This is a genomic window from Sporosarcina sp. NPDC096371 (assembly GCF_044762865.1).
In the GTDB taxonomy this organism is placed as follows: domain Bacteria; phylum Bacillota; class Bacilli; order Bacillales_A; family Planococcaceae; genus Sporosarcina.
Genome location: NZ_JBIWFE010000006.1, coordinates 161,640 through 186,427, shown reverse-complemented (window position 1 = coordinate 186,427; position 24,788 = coordinate 161,640). Strand labels below are relative to the sequence as shown.

Below are 24,788 nucleotides of genomic sequence, written 5' to 3'. Positions count from 1 at the left end.
ATTATAGAGAAGGAGCGTCTAGGGAATGATCAAATTACTAAAGAATTTATCCGTCTATAAATGGATTGTAGTTGCAATCTTAGGGCTTGTTTTCATTCAATCCCTAGCAGATTTATTTTTGCCAACTCTGATGGCGGATATCATTGACAAAGGCGTTGTCATTGGAGATATCCCGTATATTTGGAAAATCGGCGGCATCATGCTGTTAGTGGCAGCACTCGGCGCTATTGCTTCTGTCGTTGCGAGCTATTATTCTTCAAAAGCGGCAATGGGGCTAGGGCGTGATATTCGCCGGAAAGTGTTTAAACATGTGGAGAGTTTTTCACTGCAAGATTTTGATGAAATTGGAACGGCATCATTAATTACAAGAACGACCAATGATATTACACAAGTACAACAAGTAGTAATCATGATGCTTCGTATGGTGGTAAGTGCGCCAATTATGTTTGTTGGTGGCTTAATCATGGCCGTGTCGAAGGATGCGAAATTATCTTTAATAATCGTCGCAACCATGCCAATCTTAATAGCTTCTGTGCTATTTATTCTCTATAAAGGCGTACCACTTTTCAAAGAGGTACAAACGCGACTCGACAAGCTAAACCTTGTCTTACGTGAAAACTTAACCGGTATTCGGGTTATCCGTGCGTTTAATCGAGAGAAACACGAGCAAGTTCGACTGCAGAAAGCAAATAAAGACCTAACGGATGTATCCATCAAGGTCAACAAAATCATGGCGATTCTAATGCCTGTCATGATGCTTGTTATGAACTTGACTGTTGTGGGGATCATTTGGTTCGGTGGTATTCGTATCGATAATGGTGGTATGCAAATTGGTGATTTGATGGCATTTATTCAATATGTCATGCAAATCATGTTCGCACTGGTGATGGCATCGATGATGTTCGTCATGATCCCTAGAGCTGCTGTATCAGCCAATCGTATTAATGAAGTGCTTGCTATGCAACCGACCTTCTTAGATGAAGGCACGCAAAAAGCAGATAAAGTACCTGGGACACTTGAATTTGACAACGTCTCATTTAGCTATCCAGGAGCCGAAGAATCAGCCTTGTCGGCCATTAGTTTTACGGCGAATTCGGGTGAAGTGACGGCCATTATTGGTGGAACAGGAGCGGGGAAAACAACGCTCATTAACTTAATTCCTCGGTTTTATGAGGTAACTTCCGGTACAATTCGTGTCAATGGTGTCGATATTCGTGAGGCATCGCAAGAGGAAGTACGGTCTAAAATTGGCTTTGTGCCACAAAAAGCGCTGCTATTTTCGGGGACAATTGCTGAAAATATTCGGTTTGGTAAAGAGGATGCTACTCAAGCTGAAATCGAACATGCAGCTCGCATTGCACAAGCAGAGGATTTCATCAGCAAAATGCAAGACGGATATGATTCGGCCATTTCACAAGGCGGATCGAATGTTTCAGGTGGGCAAAAACAGCGCTTGTCCATTGCACGGGCATTAGTTCGAAAACCGGACCTATACATTTTTGATGATAGTTTCTCTGCCCTTGACTACAAAACGGATGCACAATTGCGGGCTGCATTGAAAGATGAAACGAAAGAAGCAACTGTTGTCATCGTTGCTCAACGCGTCAGTACCGTTGTCGATGCCGATCAAATCATCGTCTTAGAAGAAGGCGCAATTGCAGGCATTGGTACACATAAAGAACTGCTGGAAACGAATCACGTCTATCGTGAAATCGTCGAATCACAGATCTCAGAGGAGGAAACTGCATGAGTGAGCACAAAAAATCACGCCCTCAAGGCGGTGCCCAAATGGGACCTGGCGGCGGGGGCAATATGATGATGGCCGGACAAAAGGCCAAGGATTTTAAAGGCACACTGCGGCGCCTGATTCGTTATTTAAAACCGCGTCAAAACCAGTTAATTGCGGTATTCGTCGCAGCTATTTTGAGTACGGTGTTTTCAATTGTTGGGCCTAAAATAATGGGGAATGCCATTACGGAATTATTTGAAGGTGCGTATGGCAAGTTTAATAAGGTACCTGGAGCAGCCATCGATTTTCATGCCATTGGCAACCTGCTGCTATTACTAGGCGGACTCTATGTTGTCAGTAGTTTGTTTAGCTATATTCAGCAATACATTATGTCAAGTGTGGCACAAAAGACAGTTTATGATCTGCGGGAAGACGTCAACGGAAAGCTGAAAAAACTACCGCTGAAATATTACGATGGTCGCCCTGTAGGGGAAACATTAAGTCGGGTCACCAATGACATCGATACAATTGGTAGTACCTTACAACAAAGTTTAACGCAATTTATCACATCGATTGTGACGATTGTCGGGATTCTTGCGATGATGCTGTACATCAGTCCTGTCCTTACACTTATTGCGCTTGTTAGTTTACCTTTATCCATGTTTGGAATTCGACCGATTTTGAAACGATCGCAAAAACACTTTGCCGATCAACAACGTACGCTCGGTCAGTTAAATGGCCATATTGAAGAGATGTATACGGGTCACCAAGTTGTAAAAGCGTTTGGCCATGAACCCAAGTCGGTCGCTGAATTTGATGAAGTGAATGAACAACTGTACGATGCAGGTCGTAAAGCGCAATTCATCTCGGGCATTATCATGCCGATGATGTCTTTGATAGGTAACTTAAGCTATGTCGTCATCTGTGTCGTCGGCGGTATCTTGGTGACACAGCGTGCCATTTCAATCGGGGATATTCAAGCGTTTATTACGTATACACGTCAATTTACGCAACCAATTATGCAAACGGCGAATATTGCCAATGTCATTCAGTCAACCGTCGCAGCGGCAGAACGTGTCTTTGAACTGCTGGATGAGGAAGAAGAAATAAAAGAAGTGACGACAGTGACATTAGCGCGTGCGGAAGGTGCAGTCGCATTCGAACACGTCGACTTTGGTTATGGTGAAAACTTGTTAATCAAAGATATGAATCTCGATGTCGCCCCAGGTCAAACGGTCGCCATTGTAGGGCCTACTGGTGCTGGAAAAACGACAATGATTAATTTATTAATGCGTTTTTACGAACTAAATGGCGGTAAAATTACCATCGACGGACTTGATACACGCGATATGTCACGGGAGGATCTACGAACGACTTTTGGGATGGTACTTCAGGATACGTGGCTCTTTAATGGTACGATTAAAGACAATATTGCTTTCGGAAAAGAAGGTGCTACGGACGATGAGATTTTTGCTGCATCGAAAACTGCCCATGCCGATCACTTCATTCGTACATTGCCAGAAGGCTATGACACGATGTTGAACGAGGAAGCATCCAACATCTCACAAGGACAGAAGCAGCTCATCACAATTGCCCGCGCTGTGCTTGCGAACCCTCCAATTATGATTTTGGATGAAGCGACGTCAAGCGTCGATACACGTACGGAGCTGCTCATTCAACAGGCCATGAACCGCCTGATGGAAGGGCGAACGAGCTTTGTTATCGCTCACCGTCTGTCCACGATTCGTGACGCTGATATAATCATTGTGATGGATCAAGGGACGGTCATTGAACAAGGAACACACCATGAACTGCTAGAGGACAATGGCTTTTATGCGGATTTGTATAACAGCCAGTTTTCTGAGGAAACAGCGGTCTAATGATAAAACCCCATCTGCGAGAATTTTTTCTCAGATGGGGTTTTGCTATGTACTTGCGTAAGTTTGATTTGGCGTGCATACTATTTTAGGAACTTACTTTATATTTAGGAGCTTGTTATAAATGAAAACGAATGTACCATCACTTGAAAAAATGACCCCTGCACATGATCCATGGGAAGCGTACATGGATGTACAAGAGCATGGAAAACTGACATTGTCGAGCATTGAATTTACGACGACCTATTTATGTAATATGCGTTGTGAACATTGTGCGGTCGGCTATATGTTGCAGCATAAAGACCCCGATGCTTTACCCATTGAATTGCTTCTATCCCGCCTGAGCGAAATCCCGCATTTACGAACCATCAGTATTACAGGCGGTGAGCCAATGTTCTCCAAAAAGTCTGTAGAACAATATGTGCTACCTCTGTTGAAATATGCACATGAGCACGGTATCCGCACGCAAATGAACTCGAACTTGACGATGCCACTCGATCGCTATATGGCCATCGCTCCCTATTTGGACGTTCTGCATATCTCTCATAACTGGGGGACAGTCGATGATTTCATCGATGGTGGCTTCGCCAATATGGAACGAAAACCACCTCGAGAACGCCGTGCTGAGCAATTCCAGCGCATGATTGACAACAGCAGAGCGTTGGCAGAGGCGGGCGTCATGGTGTCAGCAGAAACAATGTTGAATAAACGAACATTGCCGCATCTTGAACATATTCATCGACAAATCATCGAGGAAATGAAATGTGCGCGTCATGAGGTACACCCTATGTACCCAAGCGATTTTGCTTCACAGCTTGAAGTGCTGTCATTGGATGAAACACGAAAAGCCATCCATCAATTACTAGATACGCGCGACGAAGACGTCTGGATGTTGTTCGGGACACTACCATTTTATCCATGTAGTGATAATGAAGAAGATTTGGCATTGTTAAAACGAATTTACAGCAGTAAAAATGTTTCGGTGCGCAATGATCCCGATGGCAGGTCTCGTTTGAACGTCAATATCTTCACGGGCGATGTCATCGTCACGGACTTCGGTGATACGCCGTCAATGGGCAATATTCAAACAGACTCATTGCCTCAGATGCTCGACCGTTGGTTGGAGCGCCCACTTGCCAAAACAATTGGCTGTCACTGTCCAGCAGTGAACTGTCTTGGCCCCAATTTGTTGGTGAAAGACGCTTATTATCCGGAAATGGATTTCACGAAGAGAACAGCGAAAATCGCACGATAATCTAACTTTAAAAAACGACATCGCTATGAGTAATTGAGTACTCATAGTAGTGTCGTTTTTTTAGTTTTAAGATTCTTTCGTCCGATAATGATTTTCGTAGAGTGTTAATAAAAAGGGTTAAGGTAATTATTGTAGAAACCATCATAAAATAATAGTGAACTCGTTTTTCTTTCGGAAAAATAAAATGAACGATTTGTCGTATTGAACTGTCTAATAGATAACAGGGGGTGAGTGTATGGAATTTGATTTGGCGAAAAGGGCCATTGCGGGTGATGAACAGGCACTAGTGGAGCTATTGGCGCGACATGAAGACATTCTCTATCGCACAGCTTATGCTTACTTGAAAAACGAGCATGATGCCATTGAAGCGGTACAAGAGCTGACATATCGGACATTAAAAAAGATTCATACCTTAAAAGAACCAGCATACATAGCAACATGGCTCGTCCGAATAATGATCAATATTTGTTTAGATATGAAAAAGAAGCAAAAGAAATTTGTCTACAATCACGATATAGAAATTGCATCGACGGATCCTCAACCATTCGAGATGGCTGATATCATCGCCAGTCTGCCAATTGAGCAACAGGAATTGATTTACTTAAAATACTTCCAGGATATGAAGAACGCGGATATTGCGCAGCTGAAACAAATTCCTGAAGGTACTGTGAAATCGCGGCTACATACGACGTTAAAACGATTAAGAATACTCATTGGAAGGGGGGGAACTGTAAATGACTAACTTGAACGAACAGAATGGGCAAAAGTTAACGGAGGAATTAGAAACGATTGAAATCCCTAAAGAAGCCCTACACCAAGCACGTCTAAAGGCTGTGTATCAACACCGGCTGGCGAGGCGGAGAAAGCGCCGTCTGTATTCAGTCGCCAGTGTAGCTGCTATTATACTACTGCTATTTGTGACGTCGATTCGTGTATCTCCCGTGTTTGCACAAGCTGTTGCCAAAATTCCAGGGTTTGCTTCTATCGTGGATATGATTGCTTTTGATAAAGGAATCGGTGACATTGTCGACAACAATTACTATGAAGAACTAGGAAATGTTGTCACAAAGGGTGATTATACTTTGACTTTACAGGGCATCGTCGCTGACCATTCGGGTATGATTATATCCTATAAGCTGGAATCCCCTTTTGATCTTTCCAAAGTGGATATAACTTCTTTTCAGGTGTCTCAACAAGGCATTCCACTGAGTGTCGTAAGTTCATATGGAGGCTCTCTAATGGATGAAACGACTGTACATGAAGGAAAAGTAGAAATTATGTCTGTTGATGATTTGTCATATGACAATATGACATTTGAATTCAATATGCACTTGAGTGATGCAGCAAAGACAAAGTTCGTCGTGCCATTTACACTCTCCAAACCCATTGAACCACCAAAAGTATATGAGCTGAACCAATCCATTGTCGTAGATGGCCAGACAATTAACATTAAACAGTTGAAAATTTCGCCGCTACGGGCGGAAATCCAACTAGCCGCTGATGAGCAAAATACGATGCAACTATTAGATTTCACATCGGTACGGTTAATTGATGAAAATGGTGAGGATTGGGGGAAACCTAGAGGTGGCGGTGCAGGATTTGGCATTTTGCGTGACGGTGAAGTAGGCATATTTATAGAAAGCAATTACTTTAGGCAACCGAAAAAACTAACGTTAGTGATGGAGAAAATTGAAGCACTCTCAAAAGGCTCGGACTATATCGAGGTAGATTTTGAGGAAAAGAAAGTGCTGTATATGCCAAGTGAACTGGATATCACTGTTCAAGTACCATCGTATAATACATTGGAAGTTATCTATCCAACTGCCAACAGACAACTATTGTATGGAATAGTGGACCAAGATGGCAATGAGTTTACTAGTAATACAATTTCAACACATTATAGCGAAAAAGATCCTTATGTAAAAGCAATCTATACATTTAATTTCGACAATGAAGTGAATCCAATTCGTCTGAATATTAATAGCTATCCGCTGTATTTGGACGGTAAAGTGGAAATTGACATTCCATTGGATAAATAGGCTTTGCCACATAATTTAAACGGCAATTCTATGAGTAAATAACAGCTCATAGAATTGTCGTTTTTTTAATGAAATATTGTGCGGTGATATTTTTCTATAGCCTGCAACGTATGAATGATAATGAATACATTTTTAATGATACGTATAGGGGGAAAGTTGATGTGAAACAACGATTTTTGTTAGTTGTTCTAATTGTACTGTTAACCGCGTGTAGTTCAAATTTCACCTTCTCAGAGATCAGCATAAATAACGCAGATGATCAAATACGGGAATTTATTAATCTTGTTGAAATGGAAAATGGTCACTATCTATACCTCGATGATAAAAATGGCATGTACGTATTTTTAAATGGGATTTACGTTCGACAAGGTCATGATGCTGTGTATTTTAGTGATTTTAATGTAATCGTGCAACAAGACACACTGAGCATGTTTATTAACCAAGAATACGATTCTGATTACTCAAACGCGCAACTAAACTATCAAGTGCTATATAAAATTAACACTGAAGCGAACTATGACACAATACAGCTTTACATCAATGGAAGACCTGTTTCGTTCGATGCAATATACAGCAACGAATAATGAATTGAATAAATTTAACTAACCCAGCATGATGATTTGATTTAAAAACTTTATGAGGGGGGATTTAAAATCAGTCGGGCATGCAAAACTCGTTTTTGAATAATGAAACCTTTCTGTCATTAAGAACGTATCAATAAGAGTAGGGTATTAAAACAGCGGGGGAAAGAACTTGAAAAAGACTGCTATTGGCGGATTTATAATGCTTGCAGGTGTCATAACTACAGTGATAATTGTTTTAACCGCTAGTTTGAATATGCCAAGTATTTCAAGTCGGTCCGGTCCAAAACTAGTGAAATGAGTTGGGAAATGACTATTTACAATGATCTTCCTTTTATCATGTTTTCGCCAGCACATATAATGGCGATAGGTGTCTTAGCACTTTTAATCTTTCTATTATTCATATTAAGAAAAAAAGGTTCGATGGAGCATAAGTATGAACGGCTATTTGCGCTATCTTTATTGGTAATCGAGGTCCTTTATCATGTTTGGATGATTACAACTGGCAGATGGGGCCTCAATGACTCGTTGCCATTAGAATTATGTAGCATTAGTTTACTTGTCACCATTGTCCTTCTATGGACAGGGAATAAACACCTGGTCGATTTCGTCTTTTTTGCAGGCATCGGAGGGGCTATTCAAGCGATGGCCACACCGGTTTTAGATGTTGGATTTCCTCATTTTAGATACTTCCACTTCTTCTATACGCATATCGGAATTATACTAACAGCACTCTATTTCATTTGGATGAAGGGGTACAAACCGACATTTAAAGGAATTATTAAGACGATGGTTGTTTTAAATTTGTTACTACCTTTTACATTTGCTGTAAATATGCTTTTTCAAGGAAATTATATGTTTTTACGCGAAAAACCTTACAATGGTAGTTTGCTAGACTATTTAGGGCCCTATCCATGGTACATACTATCACTTGAAGGCGTTGCATTTATCATGTTCGTTCTACTATGGTTGGGGTTTAGAAAGTTGCGGGCTACGCCAAAAGGCTGAGATGGAATCACTTCTTAAGTCTATTTGAATAAATGAACAAAGCGGTATACTAAATTGTAACCAGTAAAATGATTGCAACAAGTGGAGAGGTGCAGATAGATGGTCGATTATACAGCGAAAGTACAAGATGAGTTAGTTTTTTGGAAGAAAAAAATGACAAGGCGATCTGGGATTATCAGTCGGGCTTCCAAAAAAGCGCAGATAAAAGTGAATGGTATGATTCCAGAAAAAGTTCATAAAGTGATGACGGAGAGCATAAAAAACATGGTGAAGGCAACGCTCGTTGGTTCCAATCTTACCACTAAGAAACAACAGGCAACTGGACTAAGTCTTTATGAACGCGATGAAAATTTCAAGGAGAAACTTACGACATTCCGAAAAACGGCCGTCATTGAGGGCGCTGGAACAGGAGCAGGAGGAATTATGCTTGGCCTCGCTGATTTTCCATTGCTTTTGTCAATAAAGATGAAATTTCTATTTGAAGCAGCTGCGGTTTACGGCTTTGATACCAATGAATACGAGGAGCGCCTATTTATCCTCCATGTTTTCCATCTCGCTTTTTCAAGTGAGGAAACACGCAAGGAAACATTGCATATCATTGAAAACTGGGAGCAACAGAAGCATTTGATTGTTGATATGGATTGGCAAGACTTTCAACAGGAGTACCGGGATTACATTGATTTGGTGAAGCTGTTCCAATTACTACCGGGGTTCGGGGCAATCGTCGGTGCGTTTGCTAATTATAACTTGCTTGACCAATTGGGTGAAACTGCGATGAATTCCTATCGGCTTCGTCTATTACAAATGAAAGATGGGGGCACAGAAGATGTTTTTAAAGAATAGAGTAGTTGGTATTTCAGTACTCATATTAATTATTATCGGTGGTATTTCGCTCGTTGTTAACTCCGCGGTTACATTAGAAGAGAGCGCCAGTAAAAAAGAAATTGACGATTTATCATTTACAAATATTGCGGTTTTGACCGACAATGCCACTGTGGAAATTGTATCAACAAAAGATCCGGTTGCAACAGTTGAGTATACTGGGAAAATGAAGAAGAAAACAAAATATACTTTTGAAGCTGATGTAAAGGGAGACACACTTTCCGTGCATTTTAAAGAGAAGCGAAAGGGTTTCTTTCATTTTGGAATATCTGCAATGAATTTAACGTTAACAGTGAGCCTTCCGGAAAAAGAATATGATCGACTCCAAGTGGAAACGAATAATGGACGTATTGTTGCTCAGCATATTCAAGCGAAAGACGTTGCCCTAGAAACAGACAATGGTAGACTTGAATTGAAACATGTGGACGCCAAATCCATCCATGTAAAAACGGATAACGGCAGAATCCTCTTCGAAGATGTCAAAGGAAAGATAAATGCAAAGACAGACAATGGGCGGATTGCCCTTATCGCAAGCAATTTAGATCAATCTATCGAGCTGGAAACCGATAATGGCAGGATTGATATCCAAACTGAGAAAGAGCCTACAAATGCGACAATCGATGCGAAAACAGACAATGGCCGTGTCGAGCTATTTGGACAGGAAAACAAGCATGTGACGTTTGGTAAAGGTGAGAATTTGATTAAGCTAAGAACGGATAATGGAAGAATTACTGTAACGAAATGATACCTCATCGGTTATCATTTCGTTATTTTTTTATCTGCTAGCAGCAATTGATAGTTCCCTGGTGTATCTACGTCAAAGACAAGCCGTTTGTCGGTACAGGGCAAAAGCTTACCTGAAAGAAGAAAGTCTCCTCGTAAAATCGCTTTCGATCCTCTATCACCACGAAGCTTTAGAAGATCTGCATACTTACAGCAATTTCCTCAGGTCCATCCATATCTATAGACATCCCAACCGGCGAATAAACCTCTTTTGGTATCTCTCTACCAAATAAAGGGGTGGTTTAAGGCAAATAAATAGGTAATAAGCGCTTATGCCGCGAATGATTTTTTGTCCCGCTTTATGTTGGAAAGGGGACATAGCATCCAGTTCAATTGGAATTTCTTCATCCCAGCTGCCATACCGATCCCCAATAGGTATAATGCCTACGTAGTCGTTATAATGGATGAACAAAACAGGTTCTTATGCCTGTTATTTTTGGAGCTTCAGATTCAGGAAAAGCCGCAAAAATCATTACTGAAAAGGCGGTCGGTGCAATTATCATTCCAAAGAATCAAAACAGCATTGCCACTTTATCTTATCTTGGGCAACGGCAAGTCATGTTGCACCACGTCGCTACTATACTAGGGTGCTATCTTGATTCCTCTATCAAAAAGAGATATGGCAGACGGTCGAATCGCACTTTTCTTTTTGCCACGAGAAAAAGATTTTGCTTAAATTAAGCCGGTATTTGAGAAAGTCCCTGTATTGGATAGTGCGACCCGAATGCCAGAAGAAGCGGATAAAGGGAAGTCTAATTAATGAATGGCAAACTCTTTTGGAGAAATAAGATACCTAACTTTACCATTGTAATGCTATTAGTAATTTACAACATTCTCCTAGTTTTTCAGCATTATCGAGTTCAATATGAATGCCACTAGGGTTAAATTTAGTCTTAATCTTACTCGTAACACCCGTAGATTTGATTAATTCATCGACTTTCTGTTGATTGGATAATTGTGATGCATTCATTAGTTCAAATGCAAATTCCGAAGAATCTACAACCTTATTGATTAAGAGTTGAGCTTGCTTTATGATTTCCAGCATTTTTCCCGCGGATGCATGTAATTGATGAGTATCTACGGGTGGAAATAGGTTTTCGGGTCTTGGAGCGGTTTGTGATAGCGCATAGACATTAGCATGTATAGGACCTACTCCTTCGGGTGCTATCCATAACGGATGAAAATAATGCATAAAAGTTCTTCCTTTCCATTTGTTGTTTATCATAATCTATGTACAAGAATTGGAAAGGGGATTACTTTATCAGAAAAGGGAGTGGCAAGATACATTTCTAAGAAGGAATCAAGTTCATTATAATCATTTGCTACTTTGGCTAGACTACACTTCAAAAGAAGCGGATAGCGGGAAATAAGGAAAGGGCGAATGTCAATTGGGAAATCAACACGCGGAAATTGTCGCCGTTGTTACGATGAAACCGGAAACCATACAAGGCGGCGGTGTCCCTGTTTTTATTGCTGAAAATAAAAAACATTTACAGAAAACGAGCTTATTATTAGAGAAAATTATGGATGCCGCTGCACATGAAATAGAAGAAGAAACGATTATTATTGTTGCACGCTAAAAAAGGGGAGGGGTTCTTGCATGGATATTACAGTGCGAACGACAGTTGGACAGCCAGCTGCGCGGATTGATCCCTTGATAAAGCGACTGAGAATGTGTAAGCATGTTGGTGATCTGGTAGGTGCCGGCATACTGCATGCCAAACTTGTGTCAAGCATCGAGGCGCATGTAAACCTTACATCCATCGAGGCTTGGAAAGTATCAGGGGTGCGTGAAATCATCACCTCGACGCGGTCATAAAGCTTGGTGTGACGAAGGGAAGGAAATTGCTAGCGGGTCATAGTACGTTCCTTGTTGACCACGGAGGGTACTGATCAAGCTGCTGGATGGCAGTAGTAGATTTGAGTAACAGCCAATCTGGTTCATTAGCTGGGGGGCCTTTTAAAGCTATTGCTGAGCTTGCTGTACAGCTTGTAATCGTGGGTAGCATTACTTTGCTGTGATATTTTAACAGCCTGTAGTATCGTTTGTAGTTGCTGTTTCAGGCTGAGGGCTCCTTTCAAGTGAAATGAATAGGTGACTCAAGGGTGATCGTATATCAGTATTCGAATCATTAATGTTCGCAATAGCATTTGTAACATTGATTGTGCTAATTTTGATGTTTAAACAAAAATACCCCATCCTAGAGTTAGAGGCTCGTAGGGATGGGGTATTTCACCTCTATAAATACGGATTCCCTTGTAGGGAGCCTGCTATTACATTAACCGTTCGATGCACTAGCATCGTTCGGTTTTTTTTCTAGCAGCTTATATCAACAAAACACTTTTGAAGCGCTTTTATGACAACTACTTTGTGCTTTTGATAATAAATCCGACATTCCAATGATAAGTTACACCCTCTTTCGAATGGTGAAATTGTCTTCAAGTAACAGCCAATTTTGTGGAAATGGATAGCCGAGCACCCAGTAACTAATTCCACGTAATTTATAGTCTTTAACCATCGTAAACTTTGCTTGGGCACTGCGAGCATCTTCAAACCACACTTCATGATCACGTCCCTGAGCATCCACATAGCGAAAGAACGGTGACTGAGCGATGAGGTCGTATTGGATCGGCGCCCCATATTGAATGGCCCTGCGAAGGGCTTCTTGCTGACTGAACGTCTCGGCCTCCTGTCCTTGGACATGGGGGACTAGCCAATCGCGTGCGTAAATTTGAAAACCAAAGAGGATCTTATCCCTTGGAATGACGGTCACTGCATAATCTAACACCCGTTTTATTTGATTGAGTGGGGAGATTGCTTGTGGCGGTCCAAATCGATAGCCCCATTCATAAGTCATCAGGACAACAAAATCGACTATCTTTCCATGCGCTTCATAATCATGGGCTTCGTACAATACTCCCTGTTGCTCACTACTCACCTTAGGGGCTAAGGCGCTAGAGACAAAATAACCTTCTGGATGTAATTTGTCAACTGCTCGTTGCAAAAATTGATTGTAAAAGTTACGATCAGCCGGATAGACATTTTCAAAATCAATATTTAACCCTTGATACCCTTTTTCTTTCATAACGCTTAGTATATTATTTAATACCTTTTCTTGAAGTTCACTGCTAGAAAGGACGGTATGTGCAAGACCAGATCCGGCTGCCGTGGCGCTGAAATTTGTGATTGTCATCACAGGAACGATTCGCTCGGCATTAGCAGATTGAAGCATAGCTGTGTCATCCAGGGTAGTTAAACTACCGTCTTCTTGCACACTATAGACAAAAGGCATCCAATAAGTTAAATATTGGCCTACTTCTTGAATCTCCCTAGCTCCCGTTTCTCCTGTATTAATCGTATAAGCATTCACATCGATAACCGGTTTATAGACGGGAATCGTTAAACGCATACCCGCTAAGATCATGCTGGGATTTTGAAGTTGATTTGCCCGTACGATTTCTTGAATCGTTGTATCGTAACGCCGTGCGATTTCCCATAAGTTTTCACCAGGTTGAACAAAATGTGTCCCAGGAGCTGTTGGAATGACTAGGGCCATTCCTGGCACTAAATTATTCGGGACGTCCAACTTATTTGCTGTGACAATTTGAGTTACCGTGACGCCATATCGCTGTGAAATCATCCACAACGTTTCTCCTGTATGTACCACATGAATCTGCATCTATTTCGCTCCCCATCTACTCTTCTTCATTTCCATCCAGCAGTGTTGTGATTAGACAGAAATGAGGGAACAGCTGTGTTACGCTCAGATAGTTTACATAATAATATTATCGCACGCACTTTGAGTAACGTCGGCATTTTATTTTCAATTAATTGCTAATTTGTTGGGAAGTGTTGTTCTGAAAACCAGTCCAAGAACGTATGTATGAAGTAAGGGAATCCATTAGAATAGGGAACACTAGGATCATGTGTCATTCTTCCGTCAAAAGTGAAATTCAATCTCGAACTAAAGGAGCTCTATTCATTCAATCTAGCCTTGTTCCCGAACAAAATCCCATCCACTTAGCTTGAATTCAAGCATACCCAACAGTCTTATCTAACATATTCTGAATCTAGGCATTTTATTCATAGTAAACTTTATAGCTTGTAATACTTGAAATTTGATACTTAAAATGGGAAATAGGCTAGGGGGAGCGTAAAGTCTGGAAAGTTAAAAGGCGTAAGGTATTAAAATTTGAGTTTTGATGCACGAACGAAAGGGGGGATTACAAATGACGATATTTGAGACGATTGTACTGATGATAAGCTTCTCTTCGCTAATTGTTACAGTAATCGGATTATCAGATAAAATTTCTCGAAAAAAATAATCCACCTATGAGTTTAGCAGCCCTAGTGGATTATTATATCAGGCAATACCGATTCCCTTGACAAGAACCTAGCACCCTATTTTTTGACCGTTCGATGTTGACGCATCGGGCGGTCATTTTACTATAATCTACAACTAAACATATTATACGTCTAAGTCTCCAAGTTTGCTAGAAATTTATTGGGCGGTTGAAAAATTGTAATCGATTCTTCACGGGTCATGATGTATATACCTGAACAGGTGGAATAAAGGACTACTATACACACATAATATTATTATGTAAACAACAAGCCGCTTTTAGCAATTTTACTTCGTAGAGTAAAATATTCTTCCTATCTTGACGCCTTAAATCTAATCAAACAGTTTTGACAGATACAAACCTTCTCGGACTCGGAAGGTAACAAGTCGAAAATTTCTTTTGGAAAGCTTGCTTTAAAACACCAACACTTTTCAGTGAATGAGTCCTTGGCAATACAACAATCATTTTGTTTCCTGCATAGTGGACAAAGTTCAGTTTCACTTAGTTCTTGTGTCATAAATAATCACCATACTTTTTTAATTTTTGCTTTCATTATATCGTCAATCTTTTCGCCAGACCATCATCTACTAAAGAAAAAGACAAATCCTTATTAGGGGTGGATGGCAATGGCGAAAAGAAATCGAGGAAAAGGCTTAAATCGAATCCCATCCAATGGGCGAGGCGATTGTCCACTGTGTGATCGCAAAAGAGTAAAGTTATTGTACGCTCATAAAATTGAACCGACTAAAACCGTGCAGGTATGTAAATTCTGTCGAAATAAATAAGGTGCTGTACACCGCATTTCACAAGCGGTGTATTTTTGGTTTGTAATGGCAAGATAAGCGAAGTTGACATGTCACCATTTGGTGTCCTATAATAATTAGGACACCAAATGGTATCCCATTAGGTTGGTATGAAGTTTAATCGGTGACATTATAGGAAATAATAATGAAAAGGTGGGGGTGATCTTGAAAGAAAAAAGTCAAACGAGGGATGTTTATGATGCTGTTGCCGATCCAACAAGGCGTGAATTACTACGTATATTGACCGATGTTGAAGAACTGCCCTTACATGAGATAACGGTTCATTTTCAAATGGGACGTACAGCAGTTTCTAAGCATTTGGCTATCCTTAAAAATGCTAATCTCGTAATTGCTCGAAAGGTTGGTAGGGAAACAAGATATCGGCTAAATGCTGCTCCGCTGAAAGAAATTCAAGATTGGGTATCTGTTTATGAAGAATTTTGGAAAGAAAGAATTGCTAAATTACAACTATTATTGGAGGAAAAAAAATGAAACCAGATGTGTCATTAGATTATCAATTTACAAGTTCAATCGAGCAGGTGTGGAACGCTCTAACAGATTCGGATATGCTTGCGAAATGGATATGGGCGAATGATTTTAAACCAGTCGTTGGGCATACATTTCAGTTTCGGGCAGAGCCTTCCGAATGGTGGGATGGCATTGTAGATTGCGAAGTGCTTGAAGTGGACGAGCACAATAAATTATCTTACACTTGGCTAAGTGCAGGAGAAAGCACGACTGTTACATGGACGTTGAAAAAAGGTTCAGATGGAATTGTCCATCTACATTTCGATCAAAGTGGATTTAGTGAAGAAACAAAAGCTCGCGAAGGAGCCATTGAGGGAGCTACATATGCTTGGACGAACATGGCTACTCAGCTGGAAAAAGTATTAGCAGAACTGTAAAAACGATTTTCTCATCCTTTATGGCTTCAATAATCTGGCGCTTTTCCGGAACATGGAAAGCGTCATTTTCATTTATAACCATTATTATTTTGTGAATATGGCAATACTACATGCAGAAAATGGAGAGGATATCACGATGAAAATAAATCAATTAATTGCGAACAATATTAACAAATTAGATGCAGCACTACCAGTAGATCAATCGCTAGGAATCGCCGGTTTGTCGGGATCTGGTAAAACAACTTTTTGTCAAACCATTGGTGAAGAGTCCAAGAAGCGACTCGTTTCCTTATTACCAAAGGCTGAATATCAGTATTTATTCCCTAATATTATGGAAACTAATTTCAGTGCCATTAAGATGGAAGACATACCTTTAGTCCTGTTTCTTGGGAAATCAGCCATTTCTTCCAATCCGCGTTCGACAATCGGCACCCATACGGGAGTTTTTAAAGAGATACGCGTGCGTCTTGCTGAAAAATTTAATCTTTCTCCTGAAACTTTTTCCTTTAATAATGAATTAGGCTGGTGCCCAGCTTGTAAAGGTCGCGGAACTACTAAAAATATCGAATGTAAAAAGTGTGAGGGCAAACGCTATAATCCAGACGTTGAGCAATATAAGATAGAATTAGTGAACGAACAACAGAGTGTTTCTGATATTAACAACTTAAGCATTGAAACAATTCTTTCGCTAGCAGAGGAATTACATATTAGTGAAGCGAAACAACATATCTTGCAAAATATACTCAATATGAATATTGGCTACTTAACATTAAATCGTATTATGGGCACATTGTCAGGTGGAGAGTTAACGCGACTATACTTGGCAGAATTCATGGCAACAAGTGAAAATACGGTTATTATCATTGATGAAATCTCCGTAGGTCTTGATCACCAAACACTTTTGAAGATTTTAGAGCAGATTAAAAAATTGGGGTATAAGAATCAAATTTGGCTCATTGACCATTCTGACACAGTGCTCGACGCAACGGATGAGCAATTGTTCTTTGGCCCGGGTAGTGGGAAATATGGTGGGAAAATTGTTGAAGAATCCCCTCGGCCACAACCAATCACTTTGGAACAAAATGTAGAAGTGCCAACAGAATACTATCAATTTCATGATTTGCACTGTCGTAATATCCAAATGGATGAAATTCAGATTCCTAAAAACAGACTAGTCACCTTTACGGGGGAGTCTGGTTGTGGGAAATCAACACTCGTCAATGAATGTATGGCTAAAGATTTTCTGAAGCGCTATCCAAAAGATAAACTGGTAATGGTCGGACAAAATCGAAACCAATCGATTACGAGTCGATCAACAGTTGCGACTTTCCTAGATATTAAAAGGAAACTCACAAAATATAGTGAAGAAATTGAAGATCTATTCGAACGCTCGATTGAAGATATTATTGATGAGCTGCCAAATGAAGACATCGCCCATAAACGGTTGAGCTTATTGATTAAACTTGGGCTTGGTTATTTGACATTGGAAAGAAAAACACAGACCTTATCGAATGGTGAATTTCAGTGTGTCCATTTAGTTTCTGAGCTGTTTGCCAACTCAAGAAACCCACATACGCTCTTTATTTTTGATGAACCTTCAAAAGGATTGTCACAAAATATTTTAAATCAATTCATCGATAGTGTAAGGGGCATATTGGAAGATGAATCTGTTTCCATGATCATGATTGAACATAATGCTTATATGATGCAAAATGCTGATTTTATCGTTGATTTTGGTAAAAGACAGCTTGACCCTGTCAAACACCTGGATGTTGTGAGTCATGATGATTACTATCGTCAACAAGATAGTGAGGATAGCGTGACTCCAGTGCAAATTGCTTCAACGATCCATCAACAAAATGGAATGAACTACTTGAAAGAAAATCAGATTGCCTATTTTAAAAATGCAGAAAATGTCTATAAGGGTGGTATCTTAAAAAGCTTGTCGTCAATGGCTCGTTTAATTTACGGTGAATATGAATCTGAAACGATTGCACCCGTCATCGCGATTGACCTAGAACGGCATTTGTACAGTCAATATAGTTTTCTCTATGAAATGGGCGGCTTGATCAACCATATTGTGGCATCTCATCCGACCAATAAAGACACACGTAGCTTCGATTTTTACCGCCAAGATAATCATTGTCCAAGTTGTTCAGGGCGCCAGGTTATCGACAAATTTGATTTTGACATTGTGATACAGGACAAAACCGTGCCATTCTGGGATGGCCTATTACATCCAGACGTGATGGAGGTTTTAAAATATTATCAATATCCGAAATTACAATTCCTCTTCGATGAAATAAAGAATGAGCTTGGTCAAGATATCAGTAAAAGTTATAATGACATGACGGATGCAGAAAAACATACCTTCTTATATGGGTATTGGGAAAAGTCATTCTATGATAAAGAAGGCAAGGCGAGGAGGACTTGGGAAGGTTTTAATCTCATCATTGGACGCTATATATTTGTATCGAAGTCAATTATTAAAGAGCAAATGAAAGAATCCAAAGAGATGATTTCTTGTCCAGTTTGTCAAGGAACCGTGCTCAAACATCATAGAACGCTGAAGTTTAGCGACACAGATATTCGTGACATTATTCAGCAACCTGTTGATCAAGTGATAAAAACAGTTGGAAATTTACAGGTACTAGAAAAGCTAAAAACTATCGTCGGCGGTGATATGATTTTGACGCAAGATGTCTCTCTGTTGCCAAGAGAAACACAAGTCGCTCTGAAAATGTTTGAGCTGGAGCAGGCAAGCTTTGCCCATTATGAAATCGTTTTACAAAATGTCCTCCCATTCTGGGGTCGTATTAGCAGCAATATCGAATCGATCAGCTTGAATAATCGGATTACTATCTGTGATTTTGACAATATTACCGAAACAAGAGAAACAATCATTGATAAGTATTTCACCAATGGAAAATACAAAAAGCTTACCTATGTCTATGAAGCGTTAGGTTACAAAAAAATTGTCACCCAAATTAATAAGGTTAAAAAAAGTCATCCTTGTCCTTTCTGTAAAGGGAAGAAAGTCATTACAGAAGACAATCTCCATGACGGCGTATTTAAATTGACAATCCCCTGTGTAAGTTGTCATGAAAGTGGCATCAATGATGAAGGGCGCAAGGAAATCGTTGAGGACATAGACGTACAAACATGGTTAACTGGCACAGTAAGTGATGTTGTTGTTGAAAGCTTACCTATGGAAGATGTTGCTGATCTTCAAATTTTTAAGCGTATTCGTGAGTTGAATAAACAAGAAATGATGGCGATTTACCAATACCTCGAGCAAAACAAGTGATGTTTAAGTGAATAGCTAGCAGTACAGGATAAAAAACTCATTTGCAATGATACATTGCAAATGAGTTTTTTATCCTGTACTGAAAAGGAAGTTATTAGATGAGAAGCAATCGGGTGCCTTATGAAGTAACATCACCCTAATTTCTCCCTACACCGCCGAGAAATTGGGATTTTTTATTTTTAGATGTCCTTCCCATTGTAAATCTACCCCTTGCAGTATTCTAGACTAGATAAATATTATAATATAATATTATTATGTAAACTAAATTCGGGTTTTGTATATGTAAACCTATTCACGCACAGCAGGTAACCACTCGAAAATCTCTTTTTGAAACCCAATTTCAAAACCCAAACATCAACTAAAACCATGCTGGTATGTAAATACTGTCACAATAAATAGCTGTACTGTACATCGCTTTTCACAGGCGATGTACTTTTTTGTTTATAATGGCAGGAAGAAGTCAGGTCGAAAAATTTCTTGAAACTAATTCAAACTAATTCCGAACTGTAAACGAATATATGTATAGGACGGTAATGATCATGAGGAAGCGTGTGGTGAAATATGGAAAATGACAAGCGTTGGATACGCCAAATAAAGAATAATGGTAGTAAAGAGGCGGCAAACAACCTTGTTGCGAAATATTACAAGGAGATGTATGCCTTTATGTATAAGCAAACACTCAATCAGGAGTTATCACTGGATCTTACACAAGAAATATTTATCAGCGTTTTAAAGTCGATTCAAAGTTATGACAGTAAAAAAGCGTCGTTTCGGACGTGGTTGTACAAGTTAGCATCGAACAGGCTCGTCGATTATTTTCGCTCGAAAAGTTATAAAGATACACAGCTCGTCCAACCCATCGAAGATTATGACTTTGAAGATGAGCATGATATGACCATTTCACTTGAATATAAAGACGATATTGAAAGAGCAACAGCCCTTATTAATGAATTGGATGCCAGCTCGCAGCAAATCGTCCGTCTTAAACTATTCGGGGACTACACGTTTCAGGAAATCGCAGAAATTGAAACAATTCCACAATCGACGGTGAAAACGAAATACTATGCGGCATTGAAAAAAATTCGAAAAGGAATGGAGAAGGTGCATAATGACTAAAGAAAAGTTACATATCCCAATGCCTGATGAACGCACAATCCAGCTGCAAATTGACCAGATTGTCGCTACAGGTGTTCAACAGCAGCAATCTTTCCCTTCATATTTGAAATCCATGGTGCAACAAGTTGGATTCAAGCATTTATTTGCAGATCGATTAGAACTTGTTTACATCACGTGTACAGCGCTTATCGCATACATGATAATTTTCTTGCTTGCTGCACCTGAACGACTAGATGTCCAGTATCTATATGGCTTTATCTTTTTGCTATCACCGATTCTATTTGTTAGTTTTTCAGCCTACACCTATGCAAAAAAAGTACAAAATGCCACTTTTGAAATCGAGATGTCCTGTAAATACAACGTCTATCAAATCATTGCTTTCAGGATGTTAGTATTTAGTGCTATTTCTATTGTGGTCAATACGATATCTATTGCCTTACTTGTCTTCATATATGAAGATATGCAATTTATACGAGCGTTTATGATTTCAATTACGGCGTTGTTTACATTTTCCATCCTGTTCTTATATGGCATGATGAAGCGTCGTTCGACCGTTGCGGCCGCTACCATCCTGGTCGGCTGGATTGTTGTAAATCTACTTTTGCGTTTCTCAAGTTATACGATTTACACCAATATGCTCGTCACGCTACCGCTCTTTGTTTATGGGCTAGTGCTCATCGGCAGCCTCTATATCTATTTGAAATACCTCGGTAAATTAATCCACTTTAAACCAACGGAAGGAGCATTTTAATATGATTATCGTAAAAGATATTAGCAAACAATATGGGGATTTTACTGCACTCAAAAATATCAATTTGGAGTTTACAAATGGATTATATGGGCTACTCGCTCCCAATGGCGCGGGAAAAACGACATTGATCAAGATGTTGGCGACATTGATTTCGCCAAGCAAGGGGGAAATTCTGTATGACGGAAAAAACATCGTAGCGATGGATGAGGACTACCGTTCGTTGCTAGGCTATTTACCACAGCAATTTGGTTACTATAAAAATTATTCCCCGAAGCAATATTTACTCTATTTAGCAGCGTTAAAAGGCATTGGTAAAAAAGAAGCTATGGCGAAAATTGATGAATTGTTAGAAAAAGTAGCATTGAGTGAAGTCACGAATAAAAAGATGAAGAAATTTTCTGGTGGAATGATCCAACGCGTTGGTATTGCGCAATCCCTATTAAACGACCCGAAAATCCTCATTTTAGACGAGCCAACAGCAGGACTTGACCCCAAAGAACGTGCGCGTTTCCGCCATCTGCTTACTGAACTGGCTAGGGAACGATTAGTCATCGTCTCCACACATATCGTGTCCGATGTCGAGACGATTGCGAACGAAATCATTATGATTAAAAATCAGCAGCTACTCTATAAAGATTCCGTTGAAAAAATTTGCGCGACATTAGACGGACATGTCTTTGAAACGACGATTTCTTATGACCAGCTGGAGGCCTATCGAAAACAGTATGTGCTGTTATCAGAAAAGCAACACCAAGGCACAATGGTGATTCGTTTCATCCATAAAGGGGAAGCAGAGGCGAACTGGCTACCACTGGCCCCGCAGCTAGAAGATGTTTTCCTCTACGAATATCGAGATGGCATACAGGCGGAAGTGTGATGACTATGCGTATCGTTTGGTATGAATGTAGAAAAGCATTGACGTCACCTATACTAATCGGGCTCGTCTTGTTATTTACTGCTTTCAATATTTTCGTGATTGTGAGCAATTCTTATTTCAAAGATGAACTCAAAGTTGCGAATCAATTAGTGGAAAAGTATGGTAGGGAAATCACGGACCAATCATTACAGCACTTTGAAAAAGATCTTCAAATTGACCTTGCACTGTTGAAAGAAATAACAGGGCAGGAATTCGGCAGTGTCTATGATTTTGTTGAGCAATTGCCGTATGAAAAGCGTGAGCTATATAGCGAACAAGACTGGCACTTCATCGAACAATTACAATTGAAGGAAATATACTTTAGCATGGCAAATGACATCGACAAGAGCTATGCGGATATTGATTTAAAAAAAGTTGCGGCAAATGACATAGCGAAATATGGCCTGAGCGGCAACGCAGAGAAGACACTTCTACGAGAATACGATAAGTTTTCACAGCGTTTTGAGGAAATGAAGCAGAATGGGGAGCATAAAGAGTGGTTTTTTGCTGGAAAAGTGTACTTCATGCACAAGGTGCTGTTTAAAACTGTCTTCCTGCATATTGCCATAGAAGCGTTGATGTTAATCATTCTGTCAACCGCCTTGATTACGAATTATGAATTTGAAAATAGAACGCATCTTGTAACATACGGCACATCAAGAGGCAGGCGCTTAATGAAGGACAAACTTGTAGCTTCAATAGTGACAGCTGCGTTGCTGACAACCTTTTTACTGGCCGTCACACTTAGCACCTATTTCACATTCTTCGATTATAAGACCCTTTGGGGAACCTCCGTTAATAGTGCTTTTAATTGGGAATATAACTTCCCGAATGTTGCTTGGTGGGACTTGTCAGTCGGCTTATTTTTAGTGGGTGTGATTATCATTGTCTACATTACTATGCTGTTATTTTCAGGTTTGACCTTTGCGCTGACAACCCTTGTGAAAAACAGCTATATCTCGGCTATATTGATGGCGACCTTTTTCGTCCTTGCGTTACTGATACCCGGCTTCATGCCGACATCTTCGATTTTGATATTCATGACAAGCTATAGTTTGTCGATGCTCGTGATGAATATACCCGCATCGTTCATGGGAAGCAGTGGTCTCGTCATGTTCAGAAACTTTGAATGGATGACAGTCATCTGTTGGACGATTATCACGATTGTACTTTGTCTGTTTTCAATGAAATGGTTTAACAAAAAGGATATCCAGTAAGGGGAGAAGGCAATGCGGATTTTTTGGAATGAACTAAAGAAAATCTTGACGTGGAAAATTTTGCTGTTGCTTGTTTTGGTCAATAGTGTACTCTATTTTTTTCTCATACAGTTTCATATTGAGTATTTTCCGAATGGTAGGCCAGCACTTGATTCATATAATATAGGAATTGAAATGATTGAGAAATATGGTACGCAGATGGATGAGGAAGAATTTCTTGATTTTAAGGAAGTATACAATACGCAAGTGAAGGAAGCTGATTTGTATGTACAATCTCAAAAGGAGTTTGCGGCTGCGGGCATTGATACCTATGAACAATTTAGGCGTTTTGACTGGGAGAAGGCATCTGAAGAATTGTCTCAACTCCGTTTTAATGTAATTCACGTGAAACAGATCGACACATTTTGGGAACTTCAAGAGAGGGATCGTCTTATCGAATTTTATGAAATAAAAGATGAGGTGCTAGGCTATGATAACGCTCGACAAATTCAGCGCGTAGAGGAACTGATTGCTGCGAAGACCTATGGGGTTTATCCAGAAGTAGCTATTATGAATTTCAAAGAATTCATTGGCAACGTGGCTATTGCTATCCTAATCAGTGTTGTGTTGGCCATTTCACCAATGATTTTGAGGGATCGTTCACGACAAGTGCTTGCTTTGCAATATACGTCGAAAACTGGCAGAAGCCTCTATAAGACGAAAATCTTTGCCGGACTAATTTCGGCGTTCGTTGTGATGACAGCCTTACTTACCATCTATTTCAGTATCTATTCATCGAATCATACAGCTATGTATTTTGACTTGCCGATTAACTCTTTTATTGGCCATGAATTTTGGTATGATCCGACGTTCTTCCAATATATCTTGTTATGTGTTGCTGCGATTTACGTCATCGGTTTTGTATTCAGCCTATTAGCGATGTCTTTTTCAAGCATTGTGCCCAATAGCATGGCCTTGATTGGTATCCAAATTCCGTTTGTGGTTGGGATAATTATATTGGGAGGACCTTTAATGCGTTATATCCTCTCCATAGGGTATCCACAGTGGTTGGCTCCGATTGCGTATAGTGTAATGGCCGTTGGAAGTCTTCTCTTCATCATAATTCTTTGGAAGCGAGAGCAGAAGCGGGATATCTTATTGTAAGTAAGTTATCACATGGTAAACTGAAGTAAAAGCACGTCACCAGTTGCTAGGTGACGTGCTTTTCTTCATTTCTAAATAAATTTATCCAAAAATAATAATCCAATGCAACTAATCAAGTGAAAATCTTATCTA

General features: G+C 39.9%; 25 protein-coding genes. 22 read left to right on the top strand and 3 right to left on the bottom strand.

Features of this window, described 5'->3' with window-relative positions; all coding sequences use genetic code 11:
- Positions 1–25 precede the first annotated feature (25 nt).
- The 11 genes from ACIQ0H_RS16570 to ACIQ0H_RS16520 all read left to right on the top strand — a co-directional run bounded on the left by ACIQ0H_RS16570 (position 26) and on the right by ACIQ0H_RS16520 (position 10,835).
- Positions 26–1,750 carry an ABC transporter ATP-binding protein gene (locus ACIQ0H_RS16570; RefSeq protein WP_403417037.1) on the top strand — a complete coding sequence of 575 codons (1,725 nt, stop codon included), beginning with the start codon at positions 26–28 and terminating at the stop codon, positions 1,748–1,750.
- Positions 1,747–3,609, top strand: a complete 1,863-nt coding sequence (locus tag ACIQ0H_RS16565; RefSeq protein WP_403417035.1) for an ABC transporter ATP-binding protein — start codon at positions 1,747–1,749, stop codon at positions 3,607–3,609. Before ACIQ0H_RS16570 ends, ACIQ0H_RS16565 begins: the two co-directional genes overlap by 4 nt.
- Positions 3,610–3,730: 121 nt before the next feature.
- Positions 3,731–4,861: a radical SAM/CxCxxxxC motif protein YfkAB gene (gene yfkAB / locus ACIQ0H_RS16560; RefSeq protein ID WP_403417034.1), complete on the top strand. Its 1,131-nt coding sequence runs from the start codon at positions 3,731–3,733 to the stop codon at positions 4,859–4,861.
- Between the two features lie 235 nt (positions 4,862–5,096).
- On the top strand, positions 5,097–5,603 hold the full coding sequence (locus tag ACIQ0H_RS16555) for a sigma-70 family RNA polymerase sigma factor (protein ID WP_403417031.1): 507 nt from the start codon (positions 5,097–5,099) through the stop codon (positions 5,601–5,603).
- Positions 5,596–6,900 carry a DUF4179 domain-containing protein gene (locus tag ACIQ0H_RS16550; RefSeq protein ID WP_403417028.1) on the top strand — a complete coding sequence of 435 codons (1,305 nt, stop codon included), beginning with the start codon at positions 5,596–5,598 and terminating at the stop codon, positions 6,898–6,900. Before ACIQ0H_RS16555 ends, ACIQ0H_RS16550 begins: the two co-directional genes overlap by 8 nt.
- Before the next feature lie 110 nt (positions 6,901–7,010).
- A complete protein-coding gene (locus tag ACIQ0H_RS16545) occupies positions 7,011–7,484 on the top strand; it encodes a hypothetical protein (protein ID WP_403417026.1) in 474 nt (157 codons plus the stop codon).
- Positions 7,485–7,653: 169 nt separating this feature from the next.
- The gene (locus ACIQ0H_RS16540) at positions 7,654–7,782 is read left to right on the top strand and encodes a hypothetical protein (protein ID WP_403417024.1); all 129 of its coding nucleotides are present in this window, start codon (positions 7,654–7,656) and stop codon (positions 7,780–7,782) included.
- Positions 7,779–8,489, top strand: a complete 711-nt coding sequence (locus ACIQ0H_RS16535; RefSeq protein WP_403417021.1) for a YwaF family protein — start codon at positions 7,779–7,781, stop codon at positions 8,487–8,489. Before ACIQ0H_RS16540 ends, ACIQ0H_RS16535 begins: the two co-directional genes overlap by 4 nt.
- Positions 8,490–8,588: 99 nt before the next feature.
- Positions 8,589–9,332: an EcsC family protein gene (locus ACIQ0H_RS16530; protein WP_403417018.1), complete on the top strand. Its 744-nt coding sequence runs from the start codon at positions 8,589–8,591 to the stop codon at positions 9,330–9,332.
- Positions 9,316–10,116, top strand: a complete 801-nt coding sequence (locus ACIQ0H_RS16525) for a DUF4097 family beta strand repeat-containing protein (RefSeq protein ID WP_403417015.1) — start codon at positions 9,316–9,318, stop codon at positions 10,114–10,116. Before ACIQ0H_RS16530 ends, ACIQ0H_RS16525 begins: the two co-directional genes overlap by 17 nt.
- Positions 10,117–10,577: 461 nt before the next feature.
- The gene (locus tag ACIQ0H_RS16520) at positions 10,578–10,835 is read left to right on the top strand and encodes a YIEGIA domain-containing protein (RefSeq protein WP_403417012.1); all 258 of its coding nucleotides are present in this window, start codon (positions 10,578–10,580) and stop codon (positions 10,833–10,835) included.
- A gap of 118 nt (positions 10,836–10,953) precedes the next feature.
- Here ACIQ0H_RS16520 and ACIQ0H_RS16515 read toward each other — a convergent pair whose 3' ends face one another.
- Positions 10,954–11,346: a YuzC family spore coat inner layer protein gene (locus ACIQ0H_RS16515; protein WP_403417010.1), complete on the bottom strand. Its 393-nt coding sequence runs from the start codon at positions 11,344–11,346 to the stop codon at positions 10,954–10,956.
- A 196-nt stretch (positions 11,347–11,542) separates the two neighbouring features.
- Here ACIQ0H_RS16515 and ACIQ0H_RS16510 point away from each other — a divergent pair, with 196 nt between their 5' ends.
- Complete coding sequence (locus ACIQ0H_RS16510; protein ID WP_403417009.1) at positions 11,543–11,734, top strand: capping complex subunit for YIEGIA; 192 nt, start codon at positions 11,543–11,545, stop codon at positions 11,732–11,734.
- Positions 11,735–11,754: 20 nt separating this feature from the next.
- Positions 11,755–11,973, top strand: a complete 219-nt coding sequence (locus ACIQ0H_RS16505) for a hypothetical protein (protein ID WP_403417007.1) — start codon at positions 11,755–11,757, stop codon at positions 11,971–11,973.
- Positions 11,974–12,562: 589 nt separating this feature from the next.
- Here ACIQ0H_RS16505 and ACIQ0H_RS16500 read toward each other — a convergent pair.
- Positions 12,563–13,834: a glycoside hydrolase family 18 protein gene (locus tag ACIQ0H_RS16500; RefSeq protein WP_403417004.1), complete on the bottom strand. Its 1,272-nt coding sequence runs from the start codon at positions 13,832–13,834 to the stop codon at positions 12,563–12,565.
- A gap of 550 nt (positions 13,835–14,384) precedes the next feature.
- Between ACIQ0H_RS16500 and ACIQ0H_RS16495 the strand changes: the two genes are divergently transcribed.
- Positions 14,385–14,480 carry a putative holin-like toxin gene (locus ACIQ0H_RS16495; protein ID WP_403417002.1) on the top strand — a complete coding sequence of 32 codons (96 nt, stop codon included), beginning with the start codon at positions 14,385–14,387 and terminating at the stop codon, positions 14,478–14,480.
- Positions 14,481–14,811: 331 nt separating this feature from the next.
- Here the strand turns inward: ACIQ0H_RS16495 and ACIQ0H_RS16490 are convergent, their stop codons facing one another.
- On the bottom strand, positions 14,812–15,015 hold the full coding sequence (locus ACIQ0H_RS16490) for a cysteine-rich CWC family protein (protein WP_403417000.1): 204 nt from the start codon (positions 15,013–15,015) through the stop codon (positions 14,812–14,814).
- 451 nt (positions 15,016–15,466) lie between these two features.
- Between ACIQ0H_RS16490 and ACIQ0H_RS16485 the strand changes: the two genes are divergently transcribed.
- From ACIQ0H_RS16485 to ACIQ0H_RS16450, 8 genes are all read left to right on the top strand, one after another.
- A complete protein-coding gene (locus ACIQ0H_RS16485) occupies positions 15,467–15,793 on the top strand; it encodes an ArsR/SmtB family transcription factor (RefSeq protein WP_403416997.1) in 327 nt (108 codons plus the stop codon).
- Complete coding sequence (locus ACIQ0H_RS16480) at positions 15,790–16,206, top strand: SRPBCC family protein (RefSeq protein WP_403416995.1); 417 nt, start codon at positions 15,790–15,792, stop codon at positions 16,204–16,206. Before ACIQ0H_RS16485 ends, ACIQ0H_RS16480 begins: the two co-directional genes overlap by 4 nt.
- A gap of 136 nt (positions 16,207–16,342) precedes the next feature.
- The gene (locus tag ACIQ0H_RS16475; protein ID WP_403416992.1) at positions 16,343–19,513 is read left to right on the top strand and encodes an ATP-binding cassette domain-containing protein; all 3,171 of its coding nucleotides are present in this window, start codon (positions 16,343–16,345) and stop codon (positions 19,511–19,513) included.
- A gap of 561 nt (positions 19,514–20,074) precedes the next feature.
- Positions 20,075–20,629 carry an RNA polymerase sigma factor gene (locus tag ACIQ0H_RS16470; RefSeq protein ID WP_403416989.1) on the top strand — a complete coding sequence of 185 codons (555 nt, stop codon included), beginning with the start codon at positions 20,075–20,077 and terminating at the stop codon, positions 20,627–20,629.
- A complete protein-coding gene (locus ACIQ0H_RS16465) occupies positions 20,622–21,380 on the top strand; it encodes a hypothetical protein (protein WP_403416987.1) in 759 nt (252 codons plus the stop codon). Before ACIQ0H_RS16470 ends, ACIQ0H_RS16465 begins: the two co-directional genes overlap by 8 nt.
- Position 21,381: 1 nt before the next feature.
- Entirely contained in the window at positions 21,382–22,257 is an 876-nt protein-coding gene (locus ACIQ0H_RS16460) for an ABC transporter ATP-binding protein (protein WP_403416985.1), read from the top strand.
- The gene (locus ACIQ0H_RS16455; protein WP_403416982.1) at positions 22,257–23,513 is read left to right on the top strand and encodes a hypothetical protein; all 1,257 of its coding nucleotides are present in this window, start codon (positions 22,257–22,259) and stop codon (positions 23,511–23,513) included. Before ACIQ0H_RS16460 ends, ACIQ0H_RS16455 begins: the two co-directional genes overlap by 1 nt.
- A gap of 12 nt (positions 23,514–23,525) precedes the next feature.
- Positions 23,526–24,656 carry an ABC transporter permease gene (locus ACIQ0H_RS16450; protein ID WP_403416981.1) on the top strand — a complete coding sequence of 377 codons (1,131 nt, stop codon included), beginning with the start codon at positions 23,526–23,528 and terminating at the stop codon, positions 24,654–24,656.
- Positions 24,657–24,788: the final 132 nt, after the last annotated feature.